This window comes from Streptomyces cinnamoneus (genome assembly GCF_014650495.1).
GTDB classification, from domain to species: Bacteria; Actinomycetota; Actinomycetes; order Streptomycetales; family Streptomycetaceae; genus Streptomyces; species Streptomyces cinnamoneus.
The window spans coordinates 211,265-232,066 of the sequence record NZ_BMVB01000002.1 but is presented as its reverse complement, the minus strand read 5'-3'; the positions used below and the strand labels follow the sequence as shown (position 1 = coordinate 232,066).

The window sequence follows — 20,802 nt, the reverse complement described above, 5'->3', positions numbered from 1 at the left end:
GCGGCCCTTCCGCCGTACCGGGCGCCGGTCAGGCCCGTACCGCCCCCGTGACGAGCCAGCGGCCGGACCGGGCGCGTATCCACAGGGTCACCAGGCGGACGGTCATCATCAGCGTCATCGCCCACCACAGGGCCATGAGACCGCCGCCCAGCCCGGGGATCAGGAGGGCGACGGGCGCGAAGACGGCCAGGACCACCAGCATCGCCCAGGCGAGGTACGTCCCGTCCCCGGCACCCATCAGCACTCCGTCCAGGATGAAGACGACCCCCGCGACCGGCTGTCCCAGGGCGACCACCAGCAGCACCGGCATCAGCGTGTCCCGCACGGCCGGGTCGCCGGTGAACAGCGGGATGAACAGGGGCCGCGTCGCGACCAGCAGCGCCCCTAGAACCACGCCCGAGACGACGCCCCACTGCACCATGCGGCGGCACACCGCCCGCGCCCCGTCGGCGTCCCCGGCGCCCAGGTAGCGGCCGATGATCGCCTGCCCGGCGATGGCGATGGCGTCGAGGGCGAAGGCCAGCAGGCTCCACAGGCTCAGCACGATCTGGTGGGCGGCGATGTCGGTGTCGCCCAGCCGTGCCGCGACCGCCGTGGCGATCATGAGGACGGCCCGCAGCGAGAGGGTACGGATCAGCAGCGGCGCCCCGGCCTGGGCGCAGGCCCGGATGCCGGCGAGGTCGGGCCGCAGCGAGGCCCCGTGCCGCCGGGCCCCGCGGACGACGACGGCCAGATAGACGGCGGCCATGGCCCACTGGGCCAGCACCGTTCCCCAGGCGGAGCCGGCGATGCCCAGGCCGGCGCCGTAGACGAGCACGACGTTGAGCCCGGCGTTGGCGGCGAAGCCGCCGACGGCGACGTACAGCGGGGTCCGGGTGTCCTGCAGCCCGCGCAGCACGCCGGTGGCGGCGAGCACGATGAGCATCGCGGGGATGCCCAGGGCGCTGATCCGGAGATAGGTGGCGCCCGAGGGGGCGGCGGTCGGCGAGGCGCCGCAGAGCTCGACGAGGATGCGGGCCGTGGGCAGGACGCCCGCGGCGACCACCGTGCCGAGCACGACCGCGAGCCAGATGCCGTCCATGCCCTGCCGGATGGCGGCCTGGCGGTCTCCCGCGCCGACCCGGCGGGCGACGGCCGCGGTGGTGGCGTAGGCGAGGAAGACGAAGACGCTGACGGCCGTGGTGAGCAGGGCGGCGGCCACGCCGAGACCTGCCAGCTGACGGGTGCCGAGGTGGCCGACGATGGCGCTGTCGGCCATCACGAACAACGGCTCCGCCACGAGTGCTCCGAAGGCGGGCACGGCCAGGGCGAGGATCTCTCGGTCGTGCCGGCGGGCACCGGGCGGCACGTGTGCGCGGGCCTGGGTCACGGGGGCCTCTTCCAATCTTCCACAGGTAATCTGTGCACCTAGCTTACGACCCTTACTTCACCGGGTTGTGTGTGATCTTCTCTGCGCCGTTTGTCGCGATCGCGGGCCGCGTGGGAAAGTTTTTCTCCTCAACAGCCGGTGGATGGCAAAACTGCAGGTCAGAAGCGTGCGGCGCAGGTGACTGTGTGTTTGTCCACAGTGCTTTCCCCCGGCCCGTGCACAGGTTGAGGGCGGTTCTCCACAGGCTGGGGCCGCTCATCCACATGCCCTGTGGATAACCAGATTGGCTGACGGTGCCCGGCGCCCTACCGTGGAGCGGCGCCTGCCGTCTGTTTCCCGCCCGTCCGGGCACCCGCGGACCTTACGAGATCGACACGAACTCGCCGCGAACTCGACGCGTCATAACCGGAGTCGGGCGTCCTATTTGTCAGAGCCGTGCCGTAAGAAAGAGTGGCACGGCGAGGTCCGCGTCGCGGACGGGAGGAGGTGGCCCGGGTGAGCGTTCCCGAGCCCATGGACGACCCCTGGGGCGACAGCCCCAGCGACCGGCTCCCCTTCCCCCGTTCGCGCCGCGGTGACGGCAAGGGCCGCGGCGAGCAGCACGATCGCGGCGGCGAGGAGGGCGGCTCCTGGGACCGGGGCGGCAGCGGCTTCGAGCGCGTACCGCCGCAGGACCTGGACGCCGAGCAGTCCGTCCTCGGCGGCATGCTGCTGTCCAAGGACGCCATCGCCGACGTCGTCGAGGTCCTCAAGGGCCACGACTTCTACCGTCCGGCGCACGAGACGATCTACCAGGCCATCCTCGACCTCTACGCCAAGGGCGAGCCGGCCGACCCGATCACCATCGCCGCCGAGCTCACCAAGCGCGGCGAGATCACCCGCGTCGGCGGTGCCGCGTACCTCCACACGCTGGTCCAGTCCGTCCCGACCGCGGCCAACGCCGAGTACTACGCCGAGATCGTCCACGAGCGCGCGGTGCTGCGCCGCCTGGTCGAGGCCGGCACGCGCATCACGCAGATGGGATACGCGGCCGACGGCGACGTCGACGACATCGTCAACAAGGCCCAGGCCGAGGTCTACGCGGTCACCGAGCAGCGCACCAGCGAGGACTACCTCCCGCTCGGCGACATCATGGAGGGCGCGCTCGACGAGATCGAGGCCATCGGCTCGCGCAGCGGCCAGATGTCCGGCGTGCCCACCGGCTTCACCGACCTGGACGCCCTGACCAACGGCCTGCACCCCGGCCAGATGATCGTCATCGCGGCCCGTCCCGCCATGGGTAAGTCCACCCTCGCGCTGGACTTCGCCCGCGCCTGTTCCATCAAGAACAACCTGCCGAGCGTGATCTTCTCGCTCGAAATGGGCCGCAACGAGATCGCGATGCGTCTGCTGTCCGCCGAGGCGCGCGTCGCCCTGCACCACATGCGCTCCGGTTCCATGACCGACGACGACTGGACCCGGCTGGCCCGCCGCATGCCGGACGTCTCGGCCGCCCCGCTGTTCATCGACGACTCGCCCAACCTGTCGATGATGGAGATCCGGGCCAAGTGCCGCCGCCTCAAGCAGCGCGCCGACCTCAAGCTCGTGATCATCGACTACCTGCAGCTGATGCAGGCCGGCGGCAACAAGCGTGCCGAGAGCCGCCAGCAGGAGGTCTCGGACATGTCCCGAAACCTCAAGCTGCTGGCCAAGGAGCTGGAGCTCCCGGTCATCGCGCTCTCCCAGCTGAACCGTGGTCCCGAGCAGCGCACGGACAAGAAGCCGATGGTCTCCGACCTCCGTGAGTCCGGCTCCATCGAGCAGGACGCGGACATGGTCATCCTGCTGCACCGTGAGGACGCCTACGAGAAGGAGTCGCCCCGCGCGGGCGAGGCGGACATCATCGTCGGCAAGCACCGTAACGGCCCCACGGCCACCATCACGGTCGCCTTCCAGGGCCACTACTCACGCTTCGTGGACATGGCCCAGACCTGATCCGCTGTGCGGGGTCTCGGTCCTCATTTCCCTTCAGCCCGGTTGGAAGAAGGCGAGCATCCTCTGGGCGGCGTCCGGCGACATCAGGATTTCCTGAACGTGCGCGGACTGCCGGCCGGCGGCGCTGGTGCGTTCGAACATCTCGCGTTCGTATTCCTTGACGGCGGCGGGAAAGTCGTCCGGGTGCGCGGCCAGCGCGAGGCCGAGCAGGGCGCCGTCGAGCAGCGCCATGTTGGCGCCCTGCCCCACCGGCGGCATCAGGTGCGCGGCATCGCCGAGCAGGGTGACGTCTGGTGTCGACGGCCAGGTCAGGCCGACCGGGAGGGTGGTGATCGACCGCGGCAGGATCGTGTCGTCGCAGGCGGCGATCAGCGCGGTGAACCGTGAGTCCCAGCCGGTGAACAGGTCGATCAGCCGCGCCCGGGCGGCGGCCGGGTCGTCGAACGGGATGCCGCTGGTGGCGAACCAGTCCTCGGCGGTGTGGAAGCCGAGGTAGATGCGTACGCGGCCGTCGCCGTTGCGCTGCGCCGCCAGGGATTGTCCGTTGCCGAGCACCCAGTAATTGCCTCGTCCGACCATCGTCGCGAGGTCGGGGTGGGTGCGGTCGACGTCGGGGATGCCGAGCTCGACGACGTTCTGGCCGGTGTGCGCCGGGCGAGCCTCGGTGAGAAGCGTGCGGACCTGGGAGTTCGCGCCGTCGGCGCCGACCAGCAGGTCATACGGCGCGCTGCCGCCGTCGGTGAAGTGCAGCAGGCCGTGGTCGGCGTATGCGAACGCGTGCCCCCAGCGCACCGCGTCTTCCGGGAGAGAGTCCAGCAGCAGGTTGCGCAGGTCGGCACGGTCGACCTCGGGGCGCTCCAGTGGGGCGTCGTCGGGCGTGTCCTCCTGGAGCAGCAGGGTGCCGTCCGGGGTGAGAAGTCGCAGGTCCTGGCCTTCGCGACGGGCGATCGCGTGGAACTGGTCGATCAGGCCGGCCTCGCGCAGCGCCCGCTGCCCGGTCCCGGAGTGCAGGTCGAGCATGCCGCCCTGACCGCGCGTGCCGCGTGACGGTTCGCGTTCGTACACGACGGCGTCGATGCCGTTCACGTGCAGCACACGGGCGAGAGCCAGGCCGCCGAGGCCGGCTCCGACGATGGCGATGGTCATGGTTGCCTCCCCTTCGATACGCCGTACTGATCGATACACTGTATCGGCCGATGCGGTGTATTGTGAGCGGCATGTTGGTGTGGGAGAGGCCGGAGCCGCCGAATCGACCCGTGCCGGCCCCGCTGAACCGCGAGCGGATCGTGCGAGCGGCGATCCGGCTGGCCGACGCGGACGGCCTGGAGGCGGTGTCGCTCCGCAAGGTCGCCGCCGTGCTGGGCGTCGGACCGATGCGGCTGTACAGCTACATCGCCAGCAAGGAGGAGTTGCTCGACCTGATGGTCGACGCGGTCCACGCCGAGATCCAGCCGGTCGGAGACGGCTGGCGGGAGGTGCTGCGGTCTCTTGCCGAAACCACCCGGCAGGCCGCTCACGAGCACGAATGGCTCGCCGATCTGCTCGGTGGGCGACCGCAGCTCGGGCCGCACGCGCTGGCCAAGGGGGAGATCGTGGTGGCCGCGCTGGACGGCGTCGATGTGGACGCCGTCATGCCGGTGGTCATCGCGGTCGACGCGTACGTGATCGGCGCGGTGCGCCGGGAGATCGCCGAGCGACGTGCCGAGCGGGCCACCGGGATGGACGAGAAGCGTTGGCAGGCCACACTCGGGCCCTATCTGGAGCGGACCTTCGCCACCGGCCGATTCCCCGCGCTCGCCACAGTGGTGCGCGATGCCGCCCACCTGGACGCCGACCACACCTTCCGGATCGGCCTCGACTTCCTGCTCGACGGCATCGAAGCCCGCATCTCAAGGTGAGGCGCGGCCCAGGGGCCGGCCCGGTACCAAGCCGCACTACATCCCGTGAGCGGGCCGGGCGCGACGCGGCGTCGGCGCGGTGAAGCGGACGTCCGCGGCGCCGGCGACGATCTGGACGCCGTCGCCGAGGGCCCATTCGGCCGTCCGCGAGACCATCGCGGCCGGGACGGCGCCGCTGATGCCGGCGGCCGGCGGGATGTCGTAGGTGGCGTGGGCGTCGTGCGGCATGACGACCCGGTAGCCCAGCTCCATGGCCGTACGCGCCGTCGCGCTGACGCACATCTCGGACATCACCCCGCAGACGGCGAGCGACCGCACCCCTGAGCGGGTGAGCAGGGCGTTGAGGGGGGTCTCGTAGAAGCCGTCGTCCTCCGTCTTGCCGAGCACGACCTCGGCCGGGCCCTCCTCGACAGGCAGGTGGAGCCGCCAGCCGGGCGTGCCCGGCTCGTCGGTCGCGCCCGGCGGCCCGTCGTTGCGGAGGTGGACGACGAAGGCGCCGCTCGCGCGGGCGGCGGATATCAGGTGTCCGACGCGGTCCAGGAGCCGGGCCGCGTCGGGCACCGCCTCCGCCCCGTGGACGAAGGCGGACTGGACGTCGACGACGAGCAGGGCGTGAACGGGTGGCACGGCAGGGGTCATGAGGGCATCGTGCCCGACGGCGCACGGGACGCACAGGGCCTGCGGGATGCGTAGGGCGCGCGGGGCTCAGGGGGTATGCGGGGCGTACGGGGTCTGACGGCCCCTCTGGTTAGGGTGCGGGCATGACTGCCTCGTACGACGCCGGAATTGCCGCGGATGCCGCGGAGTTCGCCGAACTGCTGCCCGCCACCCGCCGTGCCCTCCTGCACCGCGTCGCCACCGGACAGGCGGAGGGCCGCACGCCCTCCCTCGTGGGGGCGGTGATGCGGGACGGACGGATGGTGTGGTCCGCGGGGCGCGGCAGCGTCGGCGGGGAGGCACCGGGGGCGGACACCCAGTACCGGATCGGCTCGATCACCAAGACCTTCGTCGCCGTTCTGGTCCTGCGGCTGCGCGACGAGGGCCTGCTCGACCTGGACGATCCGCTCGCCAAGCACCTCGACACCCCCGAGGGCGGCGCCGCGACCATCGCCCAGCTCCTCGCCCACACCTCCGGGCTGGCGGCGGAGTCGCGCGGCCCGTGGTGGGAGCGCACGGACGGCGCCCTGCGCCCCGAGCTCGCCGATATCTTCGGCGAGCGCCCCCAGCGCCATGCCGCGGGGCGCCTGCACCACTACTCCAACCCCGGTTACGCGCTCCTGGGCGCGCTCGTCGCGCAGCTCCGCGGGGAGAACTGGTACGACGTGCTGCGCCGGGAGGTGCTGGAGCCGCTCGGGATGCACCGCACGACGCTCCACCCCGAGGCCCCGCACGCCGAGGGTCACGCCGTGCACCCCTGGGCGGACGTCCTGCTGCCCGAACCGGCGGTGGACACCGGTGTGATGGCCCCGGCCGGACAGCTGTGGTCCACGGCGGCCGACCTCTGCCGCTTCGCCGCCTTCCTGCTGAACGGCGACGACCGCGTGCTCGGTGCGGAGTCGGTGGCCGCGATGCGGGTCCCGGAGACCGAGCCGCAGGCCCCGGACCGGACGGGCGCCTACGGCCTGGGCCTGCAGGTGGCCTGGCGCGACGGCCGGTTCCTCTGCGGCCACGGCGGTTCGATGCCGGGGTTCGTGGCCACGCTCTGGGCGTGCCCCGAGGAGGGCACCGCGGCCGTCGTCCTGGCCAACGTCACCTCCCTCTTCGGCATCGGCGCCATAGCGACCGACATGGTGCGCACGCTCGCCGAGCAGGAGCCGCGGATCCCCCAGCCGTGGCGTCCGCTCGACGCCGCGGATCCGGAACTGCTGGAGCTGACCGGCCCCTGGTACTGGGGGGCCGCGCCGTTCGCGGTGCATCTGCGCGCCGGCCGGTCCCTGGACCTGAAGCCGCTCGGGGCCGGGGGCCGCGGCGCGGCCTTCCGCGCGGAGGAGGACGGCACCTGGACCGGCCTCGACGGCTACTACGCGGGCGAGACGCTGACGGCCGTGCGCGGAGCGGACGGGACCGTGAGCCACCTGGACATCGGCACGTTCGTCTTCACCCGCGAGCCGTACGGGCCCGGGGACGTGGTGCCCGGCGGCGTCGACACGGGCGGCTGGCAATAGTCCTATGGTCCGCATGGGCCGGAAGGCGGACGTAGAGTCGACGGGAGACTGGCGGGCGCCGCAAGCGCGGCGCGATACCACCCGGAAGGCACCGTGACCGCGAACACCGCACCGGCCCTGCTCGACCTCGCGCCCCTCGGCGCCGGTCACTTCGCCCGCATCGAGGACAAGGTCGCGGCGCTGATGCGCACCCGCGAGACGGTCGTCGCGATGCAGGGCGAGGCGCTGCTGCCACTGGAGGCGTGCATCCGCTCGGCCGTACGGCCCGGCAGCACCGCCCTCAACATCATCACCGGTCCGTACGGCGAGACGTTCGGCGGCTGGCTGCGCTCCTGCGGCGCCGAGGTGATCGACCTGGCGGCGCCCTTCAGCGGCGCCGTCACCGCCGCGCAGGTCGCCGACGCCCTGCGGGCGCACCCGGCCATCGACTTCGTCAGCCTCGTCCACGCCGAGGCGGCCACCGGCAACACCAACCCCGTGGCCGAGATCGGCGCGGTCGTCCGTGAGCACGGCGCGCTGCTGATGCTGGACGCGGTCGCCTCGGTGGCCGCGGAGCCGCTGCTCACCGACGAGTGGGGCGTCGACCTGTGCGTCATCGGCGGTCAGAAGGCCATGGCGGGCCCGGCGGGCGTGTCGGCCGTGTCCGTCAGCGCCCGGGCGTGGGAGCGGATCGCGGCCAACGAGCAGGCGCCCCGCCGTTCGTACCTCTCCCTGCTCGACTGGAAGGAGCGCTGGATCGACGGCGGCCGCACCGCGCTGCCGCACGCTCCGGCGCAGCTGGAGATGCTCGCCCTGGAGCAGGCCGTGGACCGCATCGAGGAGGACGGCCTGGACGGCGTCATCGCCCGCCACCGCGCCGCCTCCGCCGCCACGCGGGCGGGCGTACGGGTGCTGGGAGCCGTGGCTCCCTATGTCGTACGGGACGAGGACGCCGCCCCCGTCGCCACCACTCTGCGCGCTCCCGGCGGCACGGACGCCCGTGACGTCGTGGCGGCGGCCCTGGCGGCGGACGCATCGATTCCGGTTCAGGCGGCCGGCGGAGCGCTCGCCAAGGAGATGATCCGCGTCAACCACTACGGACTCGATGCGGACCGCGAGACGGTTCTGGGCGCGCTCTCGGCTCTCGCCGAGGGGCTGCAGGCGCTGGGTGTGTCGGCCGGGGACCGGGACGAGGCCCTGGCGGCGGCGGGCAAGGCATGGGACGCGGTGATCGCCGGCTGACCCTCCGGGACGGCTTTCCCCCAGGCCGCCGTCGGCGCTTTCGGGCGCCGACGGCGGCCTTTTTGTGCGTACTTTCTGGAATAAGTCATTTATCCCGGTATGGCCGGGCCGGGTCCTCGCTCATCCGCCCGGATAGAATCGGAACCCTCAGCCCGTTTCGCTTCCGAGTCCTTGGAGACCGTCGCTCATGGCACGGCGCAGGAAGACGTCGCCGCTGCCGGCGGCCTCCGCACAGCAGCGGGCCGACGCCCGGCGCAACCGCGTCCTCGTCCTGCAGGCGGCCCGATCCGCCTTCGAGGAAAGGGGGTTGGCCGTACCGCTGGGCGAGATCGCGCGCCGCGCCGGGGTCGGGACCGGTACCGTCTATCGCCATTTCCCCACCAAAGAAGCGCTGTTCAGAGCCACCGTGGTAGACCGGGTACGGCTTTTCACCGACACGGCACGGGAGTTGGCCCACGCGGACGACCCCGGTCCGGTGTTCTTCCGCTACCTGGCGGCGGTGGTGCGCCTGTCGGCGCGCAACAAGGGGCTGTGCGACGCACTGGAGGGCAGTTTCGAGCCCTCTCCCGGCGTCGAGAGGGACTTTCGCGCGACGCTGTCCGTCCTGCTCGAACGGGCCCAACAGGCGGACGCTGTACGGAAGGACGTGGCGATCGACGATGTGATGGCCCTGCTCGTGGGGTGTCTGTCGATGGAGCAGCGGCGGGGCCCGGACGTGGCGCCCGGCCGGCTGACGGCCCTGGTGTGCGACAGCCTCCGTCCGGGGCGGCGCGTGACGAAACTCCCCCCGAATCCGGTCGCCGGGCGTAACGAAACGTTGTGCGCCGTGTGTGGGGGACCGGTGGCGTCCGCCCGTACGGGCCGGCCCGCGCGGTACTGCGGTGCGGCGTGCCGGCAGAAGGCGCACCGGGAGCGGGTCCGGGCCCGCGAGGGCTCATCGGAGGTGCTGGGGGAAGCCGGGGTGTGAGCCCTCGGGGCTCAGCTGCCCGTAGGAGCGAGGGGCCTGCGCGGTCCGGCGACGCTCACGACGTCGGGGCGAGGGACTCCACGGCGGCGACGAGGGGGGCCAGCTCGGAGCGGTGCGACGCCTCGTGCAGCGCTTCGCGCAGGGCGGTGTCGTTGGTGGGCCGGGCGTTCTCCAGGAGCGCGCGGCCCGCGTCGGTGACGTCGGTGTAGATGCCCCGGCGGTCGGTGAGGCAGAGGTGGCGGGTCAGCAGACCACGGTCCTCCAGGCGGTTGACCAGGCGGGTCGTCGCGCTCTGGCTGAGGACGACGGCGTCGGCGACCTCGTTCATCCGCAGGTGGCCGCCCTCGCCGTCGTGCTGGCGGTTGAGGACGTCGAGCACGGAGAACTCGCGCACGCTCAGCTCGTGGTGGGCCTGCAGTGCACGCTCTATGTGCGCCTCGATCCGGCTGTGCAGGGCGGACAGGGCGCACCAGCCCTGCGCCAGGCCGACCAGTGCGGGGTCCGGGGTGCGGGACATGGGTCGAGCCCTCCTTCGGAGTCGTACGCGTGCGCCGTTCGGTGCCGTACGGACAGGATATCTCTCCTTCGCAATAGCCCGCGCTTGCAAGTAGATGCGCCTGCAATTATTGTGGAGGCCGGTAAAAGTCTGCCGCAAGGAAGTGGCGGTGGGCTGTGCCGAGGCCGTCTTCCCCTGTCTGAAGGACCCTCCGTCATGCCTCTCGCCCTGCTGGCGCTCGCCATCGGCGCCTTCGGTATCGGCACCACCGAGTTCGTCACCTCGGGCCTGCTCCCCGAGGTGGCGGACGAATTCGGCGTCTCGATCCCCACTGCCGGCTACCTGACCACCGGATACGCCCTCGGCGTCGTCGTCGGGGCCCCGATCCTCGCCATCCTGGGCAGCCGCGTGCCGCGCAAGCGGATGCTGATGTCCCTGATGGGCCTGTTCGTCGCGGGCAACGCCCTCTCGGCGGCCGCCCCGGTCTTCGCCCTGATGCTCGCCGGGCGCATCGTCGCCTCGCTCGCGCACGGCGCGTTCTTCGGCATCGGCGCGATCGTCGCCGCCGGGCTCGTGGCGCCGCAGAAGAAGGCCGGGGCGATAGCCATGATGTTCACCGGTCTGACGGTCGCCAACGTCGTCGGCGTGCCCGCGGGCACCCTCATCGGCCAGAGCGCGGGCTGGCGGATCACGTTCTTCCTCATCGCCGGCCTCGGTGTGCTCGCCGTGCTCGGCATCGCCGCGCTCGTCCCGGAGCAGCCGCGTCCCGAGCGGAGCCGGGTCTCCGGCGAGCTGGCCGCCTTCCGCAACCCCCAGGTGCTGCTCGCCATGGCGATGACGGTCCTCGGCTTCGGCGGCGTCTTCACCATGAGCACCTACATCACGCCGATGATGACCGACGTCGCCGGCTACGCCCCCTCCTCCGTCACCTGGCTGCTCGTCCTCTTCGGCCTCGGCCTGGTCGGCGGCAACCTCATCGGCGGCAAGTACGCCGACCGTGCGCTGATGCCCATGCTCTTCACCGCCCTCGGCGGACTGGCGATCATGCTCGCCCTGCTGCCGTTCACCGCGCACAACAAGCTCGCGGCCGCGATCACCATCCCGCTCATCGGCGCCTTCGGCTTCGCGACCGTCCCGCCGCTGCAGAAGCGGGTCCTGGACCAGACCGCCGACGCCCCCACCCTCGCCTCCGCCGTCAACATCGGCGCCTTCAACCTGGGCAACGCCATGGCCGCGTGGCTCGGCGGCCTCGTGATATCGGCCGGATTCGACTACACCGCGCCCAACTGGGTCGGCGCCCTGATGGCCGCCTCGGCGCTGCTCCTCGCCCTCCTCTCCGCCCGGCTGGAGCGGCGCACGGACCGGGGCGGGCGGGTCGTGGCGGCAGGGCCGTCACCCGTGGCCGCCGAGCCCGAAGCCGTGCCGGCCGGCCACTGACGCCACCGTCACAGCCACCCGCCACCACAGCCACGCGCGCCACGACAGCCTCCACGCATCACCGCTGAACGCACCACCAAGCAAGGAGTCACCCCCATGACCGCCAACACCCCGGTCCTCCCGCTCACCGCCGCAGAGGCGGACGCCCTCGTCGCCTCCGTCCGGCGCGCCTCCGAGGAGCAGGGCATACGGACGGCCGTCACCGTCCTCGACGCCGGTGGCCACCTGCTGGCCTTCCGGCGCGACGACCGGGCCCTGCTGATCGCAGGGGAGACCAGCACGCGCAAGGCGTTCACCGCGCTGCAGCTGGACGCGCCCACCGCCGACCTCGTGGACGCCGTCCAGCCGGGCGGGATGCTGCACACCCTGCCGACGGCGCTGGACCGACCGCTGCTCTTCATCGCCGGTGGCCTCCCGATCCACCGCGACGGCCGGGTCATCGGCGCCGTCGGCGTCGGCGGCGCGGCCCCCGAGCAGGACCACCGCGTCGCGGCGGCGGCCATCGAGGAGGTGATCGGCGGCTGAAGCCGCCCGGGGGAGGGGCCCGCCGGGCCCCTCCGGCAGGCCGCCTAGGCTCACCGTCATGAGCAGACTGCACTTGTTCGACCTCGACGGCACGCTGATCCACGGCTCGGCGGCCGCGGTCGAGATATCCCGGCAGCTGGGCCTGGAGACGGAGATCGGCGAGCTGGAGAAGGCGTTCGCGGCCGGGGAGCTCACCCCGCCGCGCTTCGCCGAGCTGGCGGTCGAGCTCTGGGCGGAGCTCACCGAGACCGAGGTCGCGGCGGCCTTCGAGGGAGCCCCCTGGCTGGCGGGCATCCGCGACGTCTGGGCGGACATCCGGGCGCGGGGCGAGAAGTGCGCCGTGATCTCGCTGTCGCCCGGGTTCTTCGTGGAGCGCCTGCTGGAGTGGGGCGCCGACGCGGCCCACGGTTCCCGCTGGCCGTCGGTCCCCTTCCGGGACCCGGTGGATCCGGCGGGCATCCTCGACGGGGCGGCGAAGGTGCGGGTCGCGGACGAGCTCTGCGCCCGGTTCGGACTGAGCCGCACCGACTGCGTGGCGTACGGGGATTCGATGTCGGACGTGCAGCTGTTCGCCGCCGTGCCCGTGTCCGTGGCGATCAACGCGGACCACCATGTGCGCCACCTCGCCTCGCACGCGTATACGGGGCTCGATCTCCGCGGGGCCTACGAACGCGTCAGCGGGGCAGGGTAGCCCCAACTGACCGCCGCGCGCCCCCACTTCCGGCGAAGCCGTCGATACGGGGTATGCGGGTGGCATGCTGCGCCTACTGGAACAGCGAGTCATGTTCGAGGCGAGGCGACGATGAACGCTCCGACCACCCCATCGGCCGACGGCAGCACGTCAGGCGGGGGCATCGGGCACCCCGCCACCCGTCCCGAGGTCCCCCCGGAACGTCCGGCGCCGCCCGCCGCCTCCCGGCCCGCCGAGGCGAGCACGCTCCCGGGATCGCGCTGGCAGCCCCTCGCCCACCGGGTGAGGGAGCGCGTACGGGAACGGGAGCACGAGCACCCCGCCGACGACCCGCCCGGCCGGAGCGCCCGGCACCGCCGCCCCCACGAGGCCCACACCCAGGCGCCCGCGCCCGCCGACGGCCCGTTACCCCCCTCCGCCCCCGGCCCCCACCCCGGCCCCTCCCCCGACGCCGTACAGATCCGCCGCACCATGGCCGAGATCGAGCCGATCGCCGACAAGGTCGTCTCGTACTTCTACGCGCTGCTGTTCGTCCGCAACCCCGATCTGCGTGCCCTCTTCCCCGCCGCCATGGACACCCAGCGCGACCGGCTCTTCAAGGCACTGCTCACCGCGGCGGAGCACGCGGACGACACCGCCACGCTCACCGCGTACCTCTCCCAACTGGGCCGTGGTCACCGCAAGTACGGCACGCTGCCCACCCACTACCCGGCCGTCGGCGAGTGCCTGATCGGCGCGCTGTCCCGCCACGCCCCGCAGACCTGGAGCGATGCGGCCGAGGCCGCGTGGGTGCGGGTGTACACCACCGTCTCCCAGATCATGATCGATGCTGCCGCCGAGGACGAACGGACGTCCCCCGCCTGGTGGCAGGCGGAGATCGTGAGTCATGAGGCCCGCACGCCGGACATCGCCGTGCTGACCCTCCGGCCCGACCAGCCCTACCCCTTCCTCGCCGGCCAGTACACGAGCGTGGAGACGCCCTGGTGGCCGCGCACCTGGCGGAACTACTCCTTCTCCTGCGCCCCGCGCGCGGACGGCCTGCTCTCCTTCCACGTCAAGGCCGTTCCGGCCGGCTGGGTCTCGGGCGCGCTGGTCCATCGCGCCCGCCCCGGCGACGTCATCCGGCTCGGTCCCCCGACCGGTTCGATGACCGTCGACCACAGCACCGACGACGGGATGCTGTGCCTGGGCGGCGGCACCGGCATCGCCCCCATCAAGGCGCTGGTCGAGGACGTCGCCCGGCACGGCCGCAGCCGTCCCGTCGAGGTCTTCTACGGCGCCCGCCACCACGACGACCTGTACGACATCGACACCATGCTGCGGCTGCAGAAGACCCACCCCTGGCTGTCGGTCCGCCCCGTCGTCTCCGACGGTCCGACCCTCGGGCTGAGCGGCCAACTCCCCCAGGTGGTCAGGAAGTACGGGCCGTGGAACGCCTACGATGCCTTTCTCTCCGGGCCCCCGGGAATGGTGCGCAGCGGTGTGGACACCCTGGTCGGTATCGGCATACCGTCCCACCGCATACGACACGACTCGATCGACGAACTGATGGCCTCGGCGACGGGCTGAGGCGGCTGGCGGATGCGGACGGGTGGTCTGATGACGACGGCGAACCGAAGCGGCCCGGCGGTGGAGCACCTGCCGGCGACTGCTCTTCTTGGTCTTCCCGGTGTTCCGGCTCTTCCCGGTGTTCCGACTCCTCCCGGTGTTCCGGCTCCTCCCGTTTCCCCCGGCACCGAGGGCGAGCACCGGCTGCAGCAGCGGCTCGGCACGTCGGGCCGCGCGGCCCGCTTCTACGGGGAGCAGGTGCTCTCGCACGTCAATGCGCGCATGCGGGAGTTCGTGGCGCGGCAGGAGATGTTCTTCCTGGCCACGGCCGACGGGCGCGGGGGGTGCGACAACACCTTCCGGGCCGGCCCGCCCGGCTTCCTGCAGGTCCTCGACGACCGCACCCTGGCCTACCCCGAATACCGGGGCAACGGCGTCCTCGCCAGCCTGGGCAACATCGAGGAGAACCCGCACGTCGGCATCCTGATGATCGATTTCTTCCGGGACCGCATCGGCCTGCACGTCAACGGCCGCGCCCGGGTGGTGGACGACGCCGACCTGCGCGCCGTCCACCCCGGGCTGCCCGTGGACGGTCTGCCCGGCCGCCGGCCCGTGGTGTGGGTGGAGATCGCGGTCGAGGAGGCGTACATCCACTGCGCCAAGCACATCCCGCACCTGCGGAAGGTGTCCCGCGAGCCCGGCCGGGACGACGGGCGGGCCTGGGGGACGGACGACACCCGGCGCAAGGGCGGCGACTTCTTCGGCGCCGCCGCCGGCACCCCGTAGCAGCGCCGCGGCAGGCGTCGCACCGTCGGCGCACCCGCACCCGCCGGCCGGGCTCAGCCGAGGTCGTGCGCGAGCAGCGCCCGTACCCCCTCGACGTTCGCGCGCAGGTACGCCCGCAGGGACGGCGGCACCACCTCGACCGAGTCGATGCCCGCCCGGGTGAAGGGGATGCGGACGACCTCGTAGGTGCCGACCGGCTCGTCCACCTCGGGGCCGTGGCGGCGGGAGAGGTCCATGGACGCCAGTCGGCAGACGAAGAAGTGCTGCACCTTCACGCCGTGCGCGGCGTGGTGCAGGGAGTGGGAGACGGTGTCGACGAAGGCGGGGACCACGTCGACGACCTTCGCCCCGAGCTCCTCGTCGACCTCGCGGTGGAGAGCCGCGACGACGGTGGTGTCCTGCGGCTCGACGCCGCCCCCGGGAGTGATCCAGTACGGGTCCTCGCCGGGCTTGGTGCGCTTGATCAGGATCATGTCGGGCGTGCCGGAGCCGGGCTCGCCGTCGAGCAGGATGGCGCGGGCGGTGCGTTTGACCACGGGCCGTTCGGTCATAGGGGACATCTGCCGCGTCAGTACCCCGGCGAAACTCTTTCTCACCAGGAAACGGCAGCGCGCAACAGCCACTCGTGCGCCCGCGCCAGATGCGGATGCGCGAGCGTACCGGCGCGGACGACGAGGAAATAGGTGCGCAGCGGCGGTACCGGCGGGTCCAGCAGGGCGACGATCTCGCCGCTGTCCAGGGCATCGCTGCACAGGTAGCGCGGCAAAACGCCGATGCCCGCGCCCGCTGCGACGCAGGCCAGCACGGCCCGCAGGTCGGGGACGACGACGGCCCCGGCGGCCAGCGGCTTGGTGTCGAAGACGGCCGACCAGTAGCGCGAGACGAAGGGCAGGCTCTCGTGCACCTCGACCACGGGCAGGTGCTCCAGGGCCTGGACGCCCGTCTCGCGCACGACGGCCGCGCCGCCGAGCCGCGCCGCCCAGCGGGGGGCGGCGACCAGGACGTGTTCCTCGTCGCAGAGGGGGGTGGCGGTCAGCAGCCTGCCGCGCGGGCGGACGGTGGCGATGGCGAGGTCGTGGTGGCCGGCGGCCAGGCCCTCGAAGAGTTCCTCGGCCAGGCCGTGGGCCGCGCGGACGGTCAGGCCCTGGGTGATCAGGGGGGTGAGGGCGGGGAGTGCGCGCAGGGCGGTGAACTCGGGGGGTCCGGCCAGGTGCAGGGTGCGGTTGGCCCACTGTTCGTCGAGATCGGCCTCGGCGATCTCCAGCAGGGCGTCGACGTGCGGGGCGATCTTGTGGGCGAGCTCGTCGCCGATGGTGGTGGGGCGCACCCCGCGCGCCAGCCGGAGGAAGAGGGGGCGGCCCAGCTGTCGTTCGAGGGCCCGGATCTGGCTGGTGACCGCCGGCTGGGACAGGCCGAGCAGGGCGGCGGCCCGCGTGAAGGAACCGGCCCGGTGCACCGTGACGAATGTGCGTAAAAGGGCCAGATCCATGTCATCTCCCCTGTTCGCCGCCATCCATCGTAGGGGGAACTATAAATAAGTCGATAGGGCTGTGCCGTCGGCGTGATTGGACACTGACGCAGAGTCAACTAGCCTGGTTCGCGCGGTTCTTCACCCGCGTTCTGCGCGCGTGGAGCCGTGGCGGCTCAAGCCAAGAGGGGGGAGGCTTGAGCCGTCTTTCATGACGTGGCCCGGTCAGGACTCGTCGTTCTCGTCCGGCAGGATCACGTGCATCGCCCAGGCCACGACCGAGACGATCAGGCCGCCCACGAGCGCGGACCAGAAGCCGTCGACATGGAAGGCCAGCTCCAGCCTGCCCGCCAGCCAGGACGTCAGCAGCAGCATCAGCGCGTTGATCACCAATGTGATCAGGCCGAGCGTGAGAATGAAGAGCGGGAAGGACAGCAGCTTCACGACCGGCTTGACGATGAAGTTCACCGCGCCGAAGACGAGCGCGACGAGGAAAAGCGTGACCACCTTGCGGGCGGTGTTCTCGCCGGACAGTGTGATGCCCTTGAGCAGCCAGATGGCGACCGCCAGGGCCGCCGCATTGGCGATCGTCTTGACTACGAAATTCTTCATGGTGAGATCGTTGCAGACGCGCGCCGCCGATGAAGATCGGTGCGAGGTGCGTGACCGGCACAGTGAGGGGTGACCGACGCATGAAGGCGTTCCGGCTGGATGAGCTGGAAGCGGAACGGGCCGCGAACGACGGCGCCTATCTGCAGTTCCTGCGGGAGCGGAACATGTCCGTCGGCCTCTACGCGCTCGACGCCGGAGCGAGCGACCCTCAGGGCCCGCATGCCCAGGACGAGGTGTACCTGGTGGTGAGCGGCCGGGCGTCGATCACGGTCGGCATGGAGACCACGCAGGTCGGACGGGGTTCCGTGGTGTACGTACCGGCGGGGGAGACGCACCGCTTCCACCACATCAGCGAGGATCTCCGGGTCCTGGTCGTCTTCTCTCCGCCCGAGAGCTGAGGTCCTTCCCCGGCATCCCGTAGGGGGACGCTCAGGGGCGGACGGGGGCTGCGGGGTCCCCGCCGGCCCACCCCGCCGCCCTAGCATCGAGAGCAGGCCGGGGCATTCCGCTCCGGGCAGCCGGTCACTCACGGCGCAGCATTCCGGTGCCGCGCCACGGCTGTGACGAGACAAGGGCGCGTGAAAGCACGCGCGAAGCGGAGAGCAGGGGTCGAGATGGCTGAGAAGGGGATATTCGCAGGACTGCCGTGGTGGGTGAAGTGGATCGCCGTGCCGGTTCTCGTGCTCGTGGTCTTCGGCAGCCTGATCATGAGTGTGCTCGGCTTCGTCATCAGCCTGCTCTTCAAGGCGCTGCTGCTGGTGGCGCTCGTCGGTGGCCTGGTCTTCGTCGTCAAGAAGTTCACGTCGTCCTCGTCGTCGAGGGGCGACTGGTAGGAACCGGCCGACCCGGGCGAATGGGGGGACGCCCGGGAACGTCCCACCGGCAGGCGGCGTCGCCCACGCCACCGTCAGGTGTCCGCTCGGTCAACTCAACGAAGCGGAAGGCCGGGAGTTATCTCTCCCGTCAACATCTCTCCACCATCTCGCCGTCAACGTTGAACGCGAGGACCGTTGCCCAAACGGTAATCCGTGTGCACTGGGGCCAGTTTGGCCAGTTCTCGGCTGTTCCGTGCCAGCAAATCCCCCGTTACGACTCCATGCAGTAGTCGAGTCGCTACGCTCCAGAGTCGGAGAGCTCGTATGCTCACCCTCGGTCTCCATGAGTAACTGGAAAATCACTCCTTGTGATCCACTGGGCGTTCTTGTCAGACTATGGCGTCATTGGGGCCATCAGGCTCCAATCCCTGCCAAACCGACGAAGACGGGGCATTGGGCGATGCGCGACACAGTTCAGGCAGAAGTGGTCATGACCTTCCTCGTCTCCGAGGAGCTGTCCTTCCGGATCCCGGTGGAGCTGGGCTACGACAGCAGCGATCCCTACGCCGTGAAGTTCACTTTCCACCTCCCCGGCGATGCCCCGGTCACCTGGGCCTTCGCACGGGAGTTGCTGCTCGACGGGCTGAGCCAGCCCTCCGGCGAGGGGGATGTGCACATCGCCCCCGCCTCGGCCCAGCACCTGTCGGATGTCTTCATCCGGCTGCAAGTGGGGGGCGAAGGCGCCCTGTTCCGGGCGGGTGCGGCGCCGCTGGTGGCCTTCCTCGACCGGACCGACCGCGTTGCCCCGCTCGGCGAGGAGCACTCGGTCGCCGACTTCGACTACGACCTCGCGGCGGCGCTCGACAGCATCCTCGCCGGCAACCCCGAGGGTCAGAACGCCGGTTAGCGGGCCGCCGGACCCGCTGCCGCGCCCGCCCCCTCGGCCGGCGCACCCCGCGGCGCGGACGCCGAAGGCGTCACCGCCGGACCGACGTCGCCCTCCTCGTGGGTGGCTTTGTCGACACTGTCACCCTTTGTACCCATGTTCGCGCCTCCTCGGCGCTCGTGCCCGTGGCGGCTGCCGGCTCACCGGCCGTGCTCGTGCGGCCCGTGCCCGTGGCCGTGCCCGTGGCCACAGCAGTTGCCGCGCACACCCCGGACCTCCCCCCTCGACCGTGCCACCACGAAGGGGCCGGACACGTCGTCCGTCCCGTTCCACCCCGTCCTGCGGCCCCGTTCCCGAACGCCTGAGCACCGGCCCGCCCGCCCGATCTCGGTCCCCCTCCCGGTGAGTTGCCGGGCGACGACCGCATCCGCACACGCGCTCCGTGGTGGCCGCCGACCCGGCGGCCACCTTCACGGGCGTACCCCGGTTCCCCGGGTCCGGCCGGCTTCCCCTGCCCCGCTACTTCGCGCGGCGGCGCCTGCCGCCCCGGCCCCTCGCCCGTCCCGTGCCCGCCCGTCCGGCGCCGGCGGGCTGCCGGTCGGCGCTGACAACGAGCGCCGCCAGCAACGTCGTCACCGGCACCGAGGCCACCAGCCCGATGCTGCCCACCAGCGTCCGGACGATCTCCTCCGCGACGATCTCGCTCGTCGCCACCGTCCCCACCCCGCTGTCCGCGATGGAGAACAACAGCAGCAGGGGCAGGGACGCGCCCGCGTACGCCAGGACCAGCGTGTTCACCACCGACGCGATGTGATCGCGCCCGATGCGCATGGCCGAGCCGTACAGTTTGCGCCAATTGGCCGTGGGATCCGCCTCCTTCAGCTCCCACACCGCCGAGGTCTGGGTGACGGTCACGTCGTCCAGCACGCCGAGAGAGCCGATGATGATCCCGGCCAGCAGCAGGCCGCGGATCTCGATCTGCGGATACAGCCCGTGCACCAGGCCGGTCTGGTCGTCCGTGTTGCCCGTCAGGTGCGCCCACTCGATGAACAGCGACCCGAGCAGGCCGATGACCAGCAGGGAGAGCAGGGTGCCGAGCACCGCCACGGAGGTCCGCGCGGTGAGGCCGTGGCACATGTACAGCGCGATCAGCATGATCGCGCTGCCACCGATCACGGCGACCAGCAGGGGATTCGAGCCCTGCAATATCGCCGGCAGGATGAACAGCGTCAGCACCCCGAAGCTGATGACCAGCGCCACCAGCGCGAAGATCCCGCGCAGTCGCCCCACCAGCACGACCGCGGCCGCGAAGATGCAGGCGAGCAGGGCGACCGGGAGCTTGCGGTCCACGTCCGTGACCGAGTAGCGCAGGTTCTCCGGGGCCTTCGGGGCGTACGCCAGGACCACCTTCTGCCCGACGTCGTAGCGGCGCGAGGCGCTCGGCTGCACGATCTCCGTGAACGTCTTGCCCTTGTCCTTCCCGGAGGCCACCTCGATCGTGGCCTTCTGGCACGGACCCTGGTCCGCGGGCGGGGCCCCGGGCGGCGCCTGCTGTTGCTGCGGCGGCTGGCCTCCCGACCTGGGGCAGGTGAACTCCTCCAGCTTCACCACCCTCCCCGCCTCGGTCTGCTGGTCGAGGCCGATACCGGTGTGCTGATGCGGCGGTGCTCCGCCCGGCCAGAGCACTATCAGGCCGGTCACGACCGCGGCCGCGAAGGGGATGAGAACGGCCGCGATCACCTTGCGGAGATGCGCGGAGACGGGCGTCGCGGGGCCGTGGCCGTGTCCATGGCTGTGGCCGTGACTGTGCCCGTGGGAGGGGGTGGGGCCGTGGGGGGCGTGGGCGGTCTGTTCGGTGGGGGTCACGCCCCGATCATCGCAAGCCCCCCTGGCAGCTCCGCAGCCGAAGGCGCTAGCGTGGTGTCACCTTTGCAATCGCGGGAG

General features: G+C 71.7%; 21 protein-coding genes. 13 read left to right on the top strand and 8 right to left on the bottom strand.

Annotation, left to right across the window (positions count from 1 at the left end; translation table 11 throughout):
* Window positions 1-28 precede the first annotated feature (28 nt).
* The gene (locus tag IE182_RS03575) at window positions 29-1,369 is read right to left on the bottom strand and encodes an MATE family efflux transporter (protein ID WP_190108137.1); all 1,341 of its coding nucleotides are present in this window, start codon (window positions 1,367-1,369) and stop codon (window positions 29-31) included.
* Window positions 1,370-1,864: 495 nt separating this feature from the next.
* Between IE182_RS03575 and dnaB the strand changes: the two genes are divergently transcribed.
* On the top strand, window positions 1,865-3,343 hold the full coding sequence (gene dnaB, locus IE182_RS03570; RefSeq protein ID WP_190108136.1) for a replicative DNA helicase: 1,479 nt from the start codon (window positions 1,865-1,867) through the stop codon (window positions 3,341-3,343).
* A 33-nt stretch (window positions 3,344-3,376) separates the two neighbouring features.
* Here dnaB and IE182_RS03565 read toward each other — a convergent pair whose 3' ends face one another.
* Complete coding sequence (locus IE182_RS03565) at window positions 3,377-4,489, bottom strand: FAD-dependent oxidoreductase (RefSeq protein ID WP_190108135.1); 1,113 nt, start codon at window positions 4,487-4,489, stop codon at window positions 3,377-3,379.
* A 71-nt stretch (window positions 4,490-4,560) separates the two neighbouring features.
* Between IE182_RS03565 and IE182_RS03560 the strand changes: the two genes are divergently transcribed.
* The gene (locus IE182_RS03560) at window positions 4,561-5,241 is read left to right on the top strand and encodes a TetR/AcrR family transcriptional regulator (protein WP_190108134.1); all 681 of its coding nucleotides are present in this window, start codon (window positions 4,561-4,563) and stop codon (window positions 5,239-5,241) included.
* A 36-nt stretch (window positions 5,242-5,277) separates the two neighbouring features.
* Here the strand turns inward: IE182_RS03560 and IE182_RS03555 are convergent, their stop codons facing one another.
* Window positions 5,278-5,880, bottom strand: coding sequence for a cysteine hydrolase family protein (locus tag IE182_RS03555; protein WP_190108133.1), 603 nt, complete (start codon window positions 5,878-5,880; stop codon window positions 5,278-5,280).
* Between the two features lie 122 nt (window positions 5,881-6,002).
* Here IE182_RS03555 and IE182_RS03550 point away from each other — a divergent pair, with 122 nt between their 5' ends.
* From IE182_RS03550 to IE182_RS03540, 3 genes are all read left to right on the top strand, one after another.
* A complete protein-coding gene (locus tag IE182_RS03550) occupies window positions 6,003-7,406 on the top strand; it encodes a serine hydrolase domain-containing protein (RefSeq protein WP_190108132.1) in 1,404 nt (467 codons plus the stop codon).
* Between the two features lie 93 nt (window positions 7,407-7,499).
* On the top strand, window positions 7,500-8,627 hold the full coding sequence (locus IE182_RS03545) for a pyridoxal-phosphate-dependent aminotransferase family protein (protein WP_190108131.1): 1,128 nt from the start codon (window positions 7,500-7,502) through the stop codon (window positions 8,625-8,627).
* Between the two features lie 187 nt (window positions 8,628-8,814).
* Window positions 8,815-9,594 carry a TetR/AcrR family transcriptional regulator gene (locus IE182_RS03540; RefSeq protein ID WP_190108130.1) on the top strand — a complete coding sequence of 260 codons (780 nt, stop codon included), beginning with the start codon at window positions 8,815-8,817 and terminating at the stop codon, window positions 9,592-9,594.
* A gap of 55 nt (window positions 9,595-9,649) precedes the next feature.
* On the opposite strand, the gene IE182_RS03535 is transcribed toward IE182_RS03540, so the two are convergent.
* Window positions 9,650-10,111 carry a MarR family winged helix-turn-helix transcriptional regulator gene (locus tag IE182_RS03535; protein ID WP_190108129.1) on the bottom strand — a complete coding sequence of 154 codons (462 nt, stop codon included), beginning with the start codon at window positions 10,109-10,111 and terminating at the stop codon, window positions 9,650-9,652.
* A 195-nt stretch (window positions 10,112-10,306) separates the two neighbouring features.
* Here IE182_RS03535 and IE182_RS03530 point away from each other — a divergent pair, with 195 nt between their 5' ends.
* The 5 genes from IE182_RS03530 to IE182_RS03510 all read left to right on the top strand — a co-directional run bounded on the left by IE182_RS03530 (window position 10,307) and on the right by IE182_RS03510 (window position 15,077).
* Window positions 10,307-11,527, top strand: coding sequence for an MFS transporter (locus IE182_RS03530; RefSeq protein ID WP_190108128.1), 1,221 nt, complete (start codon window positions 10,307-10,309; stop codon window positions 11,525-11,527).
* A gap of 96 nt (window positions 11,528-11,623) precedes the next feature.
* The gene (locus IE182_RS03525) at window positions 11,624-12,052 is read left to right on the top strand and encodes a GlcG/HbpS family heme-binding protein (RefSeq protein WP_190108127.1); all 429 of its coding nucleotides are present in this window, start codon (window positions 11,624-11,626) and stop codon (window positions 12,050-12,052) included.
* Window positions 12,053-12,110: 58 nt separating this feature from the next.
* Window positions 12,111-12,743: an HAD family hydrolase gene (locus IE182_RS03520; RefSeq protein WP_190108126.1), complete on the top strand. Its 633-nt coding sequence runs from the start codon at window positions 12,111-12,113 to the stop codon at window positions 12,741-12,743.
* Between the two features lie 111 nt (window positions 12,744-12,854).
* On the top strand, window positions 12,855-14,312 hold the full coding sequence (locus IE182_RS03515) for a globin domain-containing protein (protein WP_190108125.1): 1,458 nt from the start codon (window positions 12,855-12,857) through the stop codon (window positions 14,310-14,312).
* 30 nt (window positions 14,313-14,342) lie between these two features.
* Window positions 14,343-15,077 (top strand): pyridoxamine 5'-phosphate oxidase family protein, encoded by a 735-nt coding sequence (locus IE182_RS03510; RefSeq protein WP_190108124.1) that lies wholly within the window; start codon window positions 14,343-14,345, stop codon window positions 15,075-15,077.
* A 53-nt stretch (window positions 15,078-15,130) separates the two neighbouring features.
* Here the strand turns inward: IE182_RS03510 and IE182_RS03505 are convergent, their stop codons facing one another.
* From IE182_RS03505 to IE182_RS03495, 3 genes are all read right to left on the bottom strand, one after another.
* Window positions 15,131-15,628 carry an NUDIX hydrolase gene (locus IE182_RS03505; RefSeq protein ID WP_190108123.1) on the bottom strand — a complete coding sequence of 166 codons (498 nt, stop codon included), beginning with the start codon at window positions 15,626-15,628 and terminating at the stop codon, window positions 15,131-15,133.
* A 41-nt stretch (window positions 15,629-15,669) separates the two neighbouring features.
* A complete protein-coding gene (locus IE182_RS03500; protein ID WP_190108122.1) occupies window positions 15,670-16,566 on the bottom strand; it encodes a LysR family transcriptional regulator in 897 nt (298 codons plus the stop codon).
* A 204-nt stretch (window positions 16,567-16,770) separates the two neighbouring features.
* A complete protein-coding gene (locus tag IE182_RS03495; RefSeq protein ID WP_190108121.1) occupies window positions 16,771-17,157 on the bottom strand; it encodes a phage holin family protein in 387 nt (128 codons plus the stop codon).
* Window positions 17,158-17,237: 80 nt separating this feature from the next.
* Between IE182_RS03495 and IE182_RS03490 the strand changes: the two genes are divergently transcribed.
* The 3 genes from IE182_RS03490 (at window position 17,238) to IE182_RS03480 (ending at window position 18,879) form a co-directional block, all read left to right on the top strand.
* Window positions 17,238-17,555 carry a cupin domain-containing protein gene (locus IE182_RS03490; protein WP_190108120.1) on the top strand — a complete coding sequence of 106 codons (318 nt, stop codon included), beginning with the start codon at window positions 17,238-17,240 and terminating at the stop codon, window positions 17,553-17,555.
* Window positions 17,556-17,771: 216 nt separating this feature from the next.
* Window positions 17,772-17,990 carry a DUF5326 family protein gene (locus IE182_RS03485; RefSeq protein ID WP_190108119.1) on the top strand — a complete coding sequence of 73 codons (219 nt, stop codon included), beginning with the start codon at window positions 17,772-17,774 and terminating at the stop codon, window positions 17,988-17,990.
* A 442-nt stretch (window positions 17,991-18,432) separates the two neighbouring features.
* Window positions 18,433-18,879, top strand: coding sequence for an SsgA family sporulation/cell division regulator (locus IE182_RS03480; protein WP_071966095.1), 447 nt, complete (start codon window positions 18,433-18,435; stop codon window positions 18,877-18,879).
* 498 nt (window positions 18,880-19,377) lie between these two features.
* On the opposite strand, the gene IE182_RS03475 is transcribed toward IE182_RS03480, so the two are convergent.
* Window positions 19,378-20,724: a YibE/F family protein gene (locus tag IE182_RS03475; RefSeq protein WP_190108118.1), complete on the bottom strand. Its 1,347-nt coding sequence runs from the start codon at window positions 20,722-20,724 to the stop codon at window positions 19,378-19,380.
* Window positions 20,725-20,802 lie beyond the last annotated feature (78 nt).

What these genes read in the sequence shown, in the direction of transcription:
- IE182_RS03565 (WP_190108135.1), bottom strand. Translation starts at nt 4,489, where the DNA reads ATGACCATCGCCATCGTCGGAGCCGGCCTCGGCGGCCTGGCTCTCGCC.
- IE182_RS03560 (WP_190108134.1), top strand. Translation starts at nt 4,561, where the DNA reads ATGTTGGTGTGGGAGAGGCCGGAGCCGCCGAATCGACCCGTGCCGGCC.
- IE182_RS03555 (WP_190108133.1), bottom strand. Translation starts at nt 5,880, where the DNA reads ATGACCCCTGCCGTGCCACCCGTTCACGCCCTGCTCGTCGTCGACGTC.
- IE182_RS03550 (WP_190108132.1), top strand. Translation starts at nt 6,003, where the DNA reads ATGACTGCCTCGTACGACGCCGGAATTGCCGCGGATGCCGCGGAGTTC.
- IE182_RS03540 (WP_190108130.1), top strand. Translation starts at nt 8,815, where the DNA reads ATGGCACGGCGCAGGAAGACGTCGCCGCTGCCGGCGGCCTCCGCACAG.
- IE182_RS03535 (WP_190108129.1), bottom strand. Translation starts at nt 10,111, where the DNA reads ATGTCCCGCACCCCGGACCCCGCACTGGTCGGCCTGGCGCAGGGCTGG.
- IE182_RS03530 (WP_190108128.1), top strand. Translation starts at nt 10,307, where the DNA reads ATGCCTCTCGCCCTGCTGGCGCTCGCCATCGGCGCCTTCGGTATCGGC.
- IE182_RS03525 (WP_190108127.1), top strand. Translation starts at nt 11,624, where the DNA reads ATGACCGCCAACACCCCGGTCCTCCCGCTCACCGCCGCAGAGGCGGAC.
- IE182_RS03520 (WP_190108126.1), top strand. Translation starts at nt 12,111, where the DNA reads ATGAGCAGACTGCACTTGTTCGACCTCGACGGCACGCTGATCCACGGC.
- IE182_RS03515 (WP_190108125.1), top strand. Translation starts at nt 12,855, where the DNA reads ATGAACGCTCCGACCACCCCATCGGCCGACGGCAGCACGTCAGGCGGG.
- IE182_RS03510 (WP_190108124.1), top strand. Translation starts at nt 14,343, where the DNA reads ATGACGACGGCGAACCGAAGCGGCCCGGCGGTGGAGCACCTGCCGGCG.
- IE182_RS03505 (WP_190108123.1), bottom strand. Translation starts at nt 15,628, where the DNA reads ATGACCGAACGGCCCGTGGTCAAACGCACCGCCCGCGCCATCCTGCTC.
- IE182_RS03500 (WP_190108122.1), bottom strand. Translation starts at nt 16,566, where the DNA reads ATGGATCTGGCCCTTTTACGCACATTCGTCACGGTGCACCGGGCCGGT.
- IE182_RS03495 (WP_190108121.1), bottom strand. Translation starts at nt 17,157, where the DNA reads ATGAAGAATTTCGTAGTCAAGACGATCGCCAATGCGGCGGCCCTGGCG.
- IE182_RS03490 (WP_190108120.1), top strand. Translation starts at nt 17,238, where the DNA reads ATGAAGGCGTTCCGGCTGGATGAGCTGGAAGCGGAACGGGCCGCGAAC.
- IE182_RS03485 (WP_190108119.1), top strand. Translation starts at nt 17,772, where the DNA reads ATGGCTGAGAAGGGGATATTCGCAGGACTGCCGTGGTGGGTGAAGTGG.
- IE182_RS03480 (WP_071966095.1), top strand. Translation starts at nt 18,433, where the DNA reads ATGCGCGACACAGTTCAGGCAGAAGTGGTCATGACCTTCCTCGTCTCC.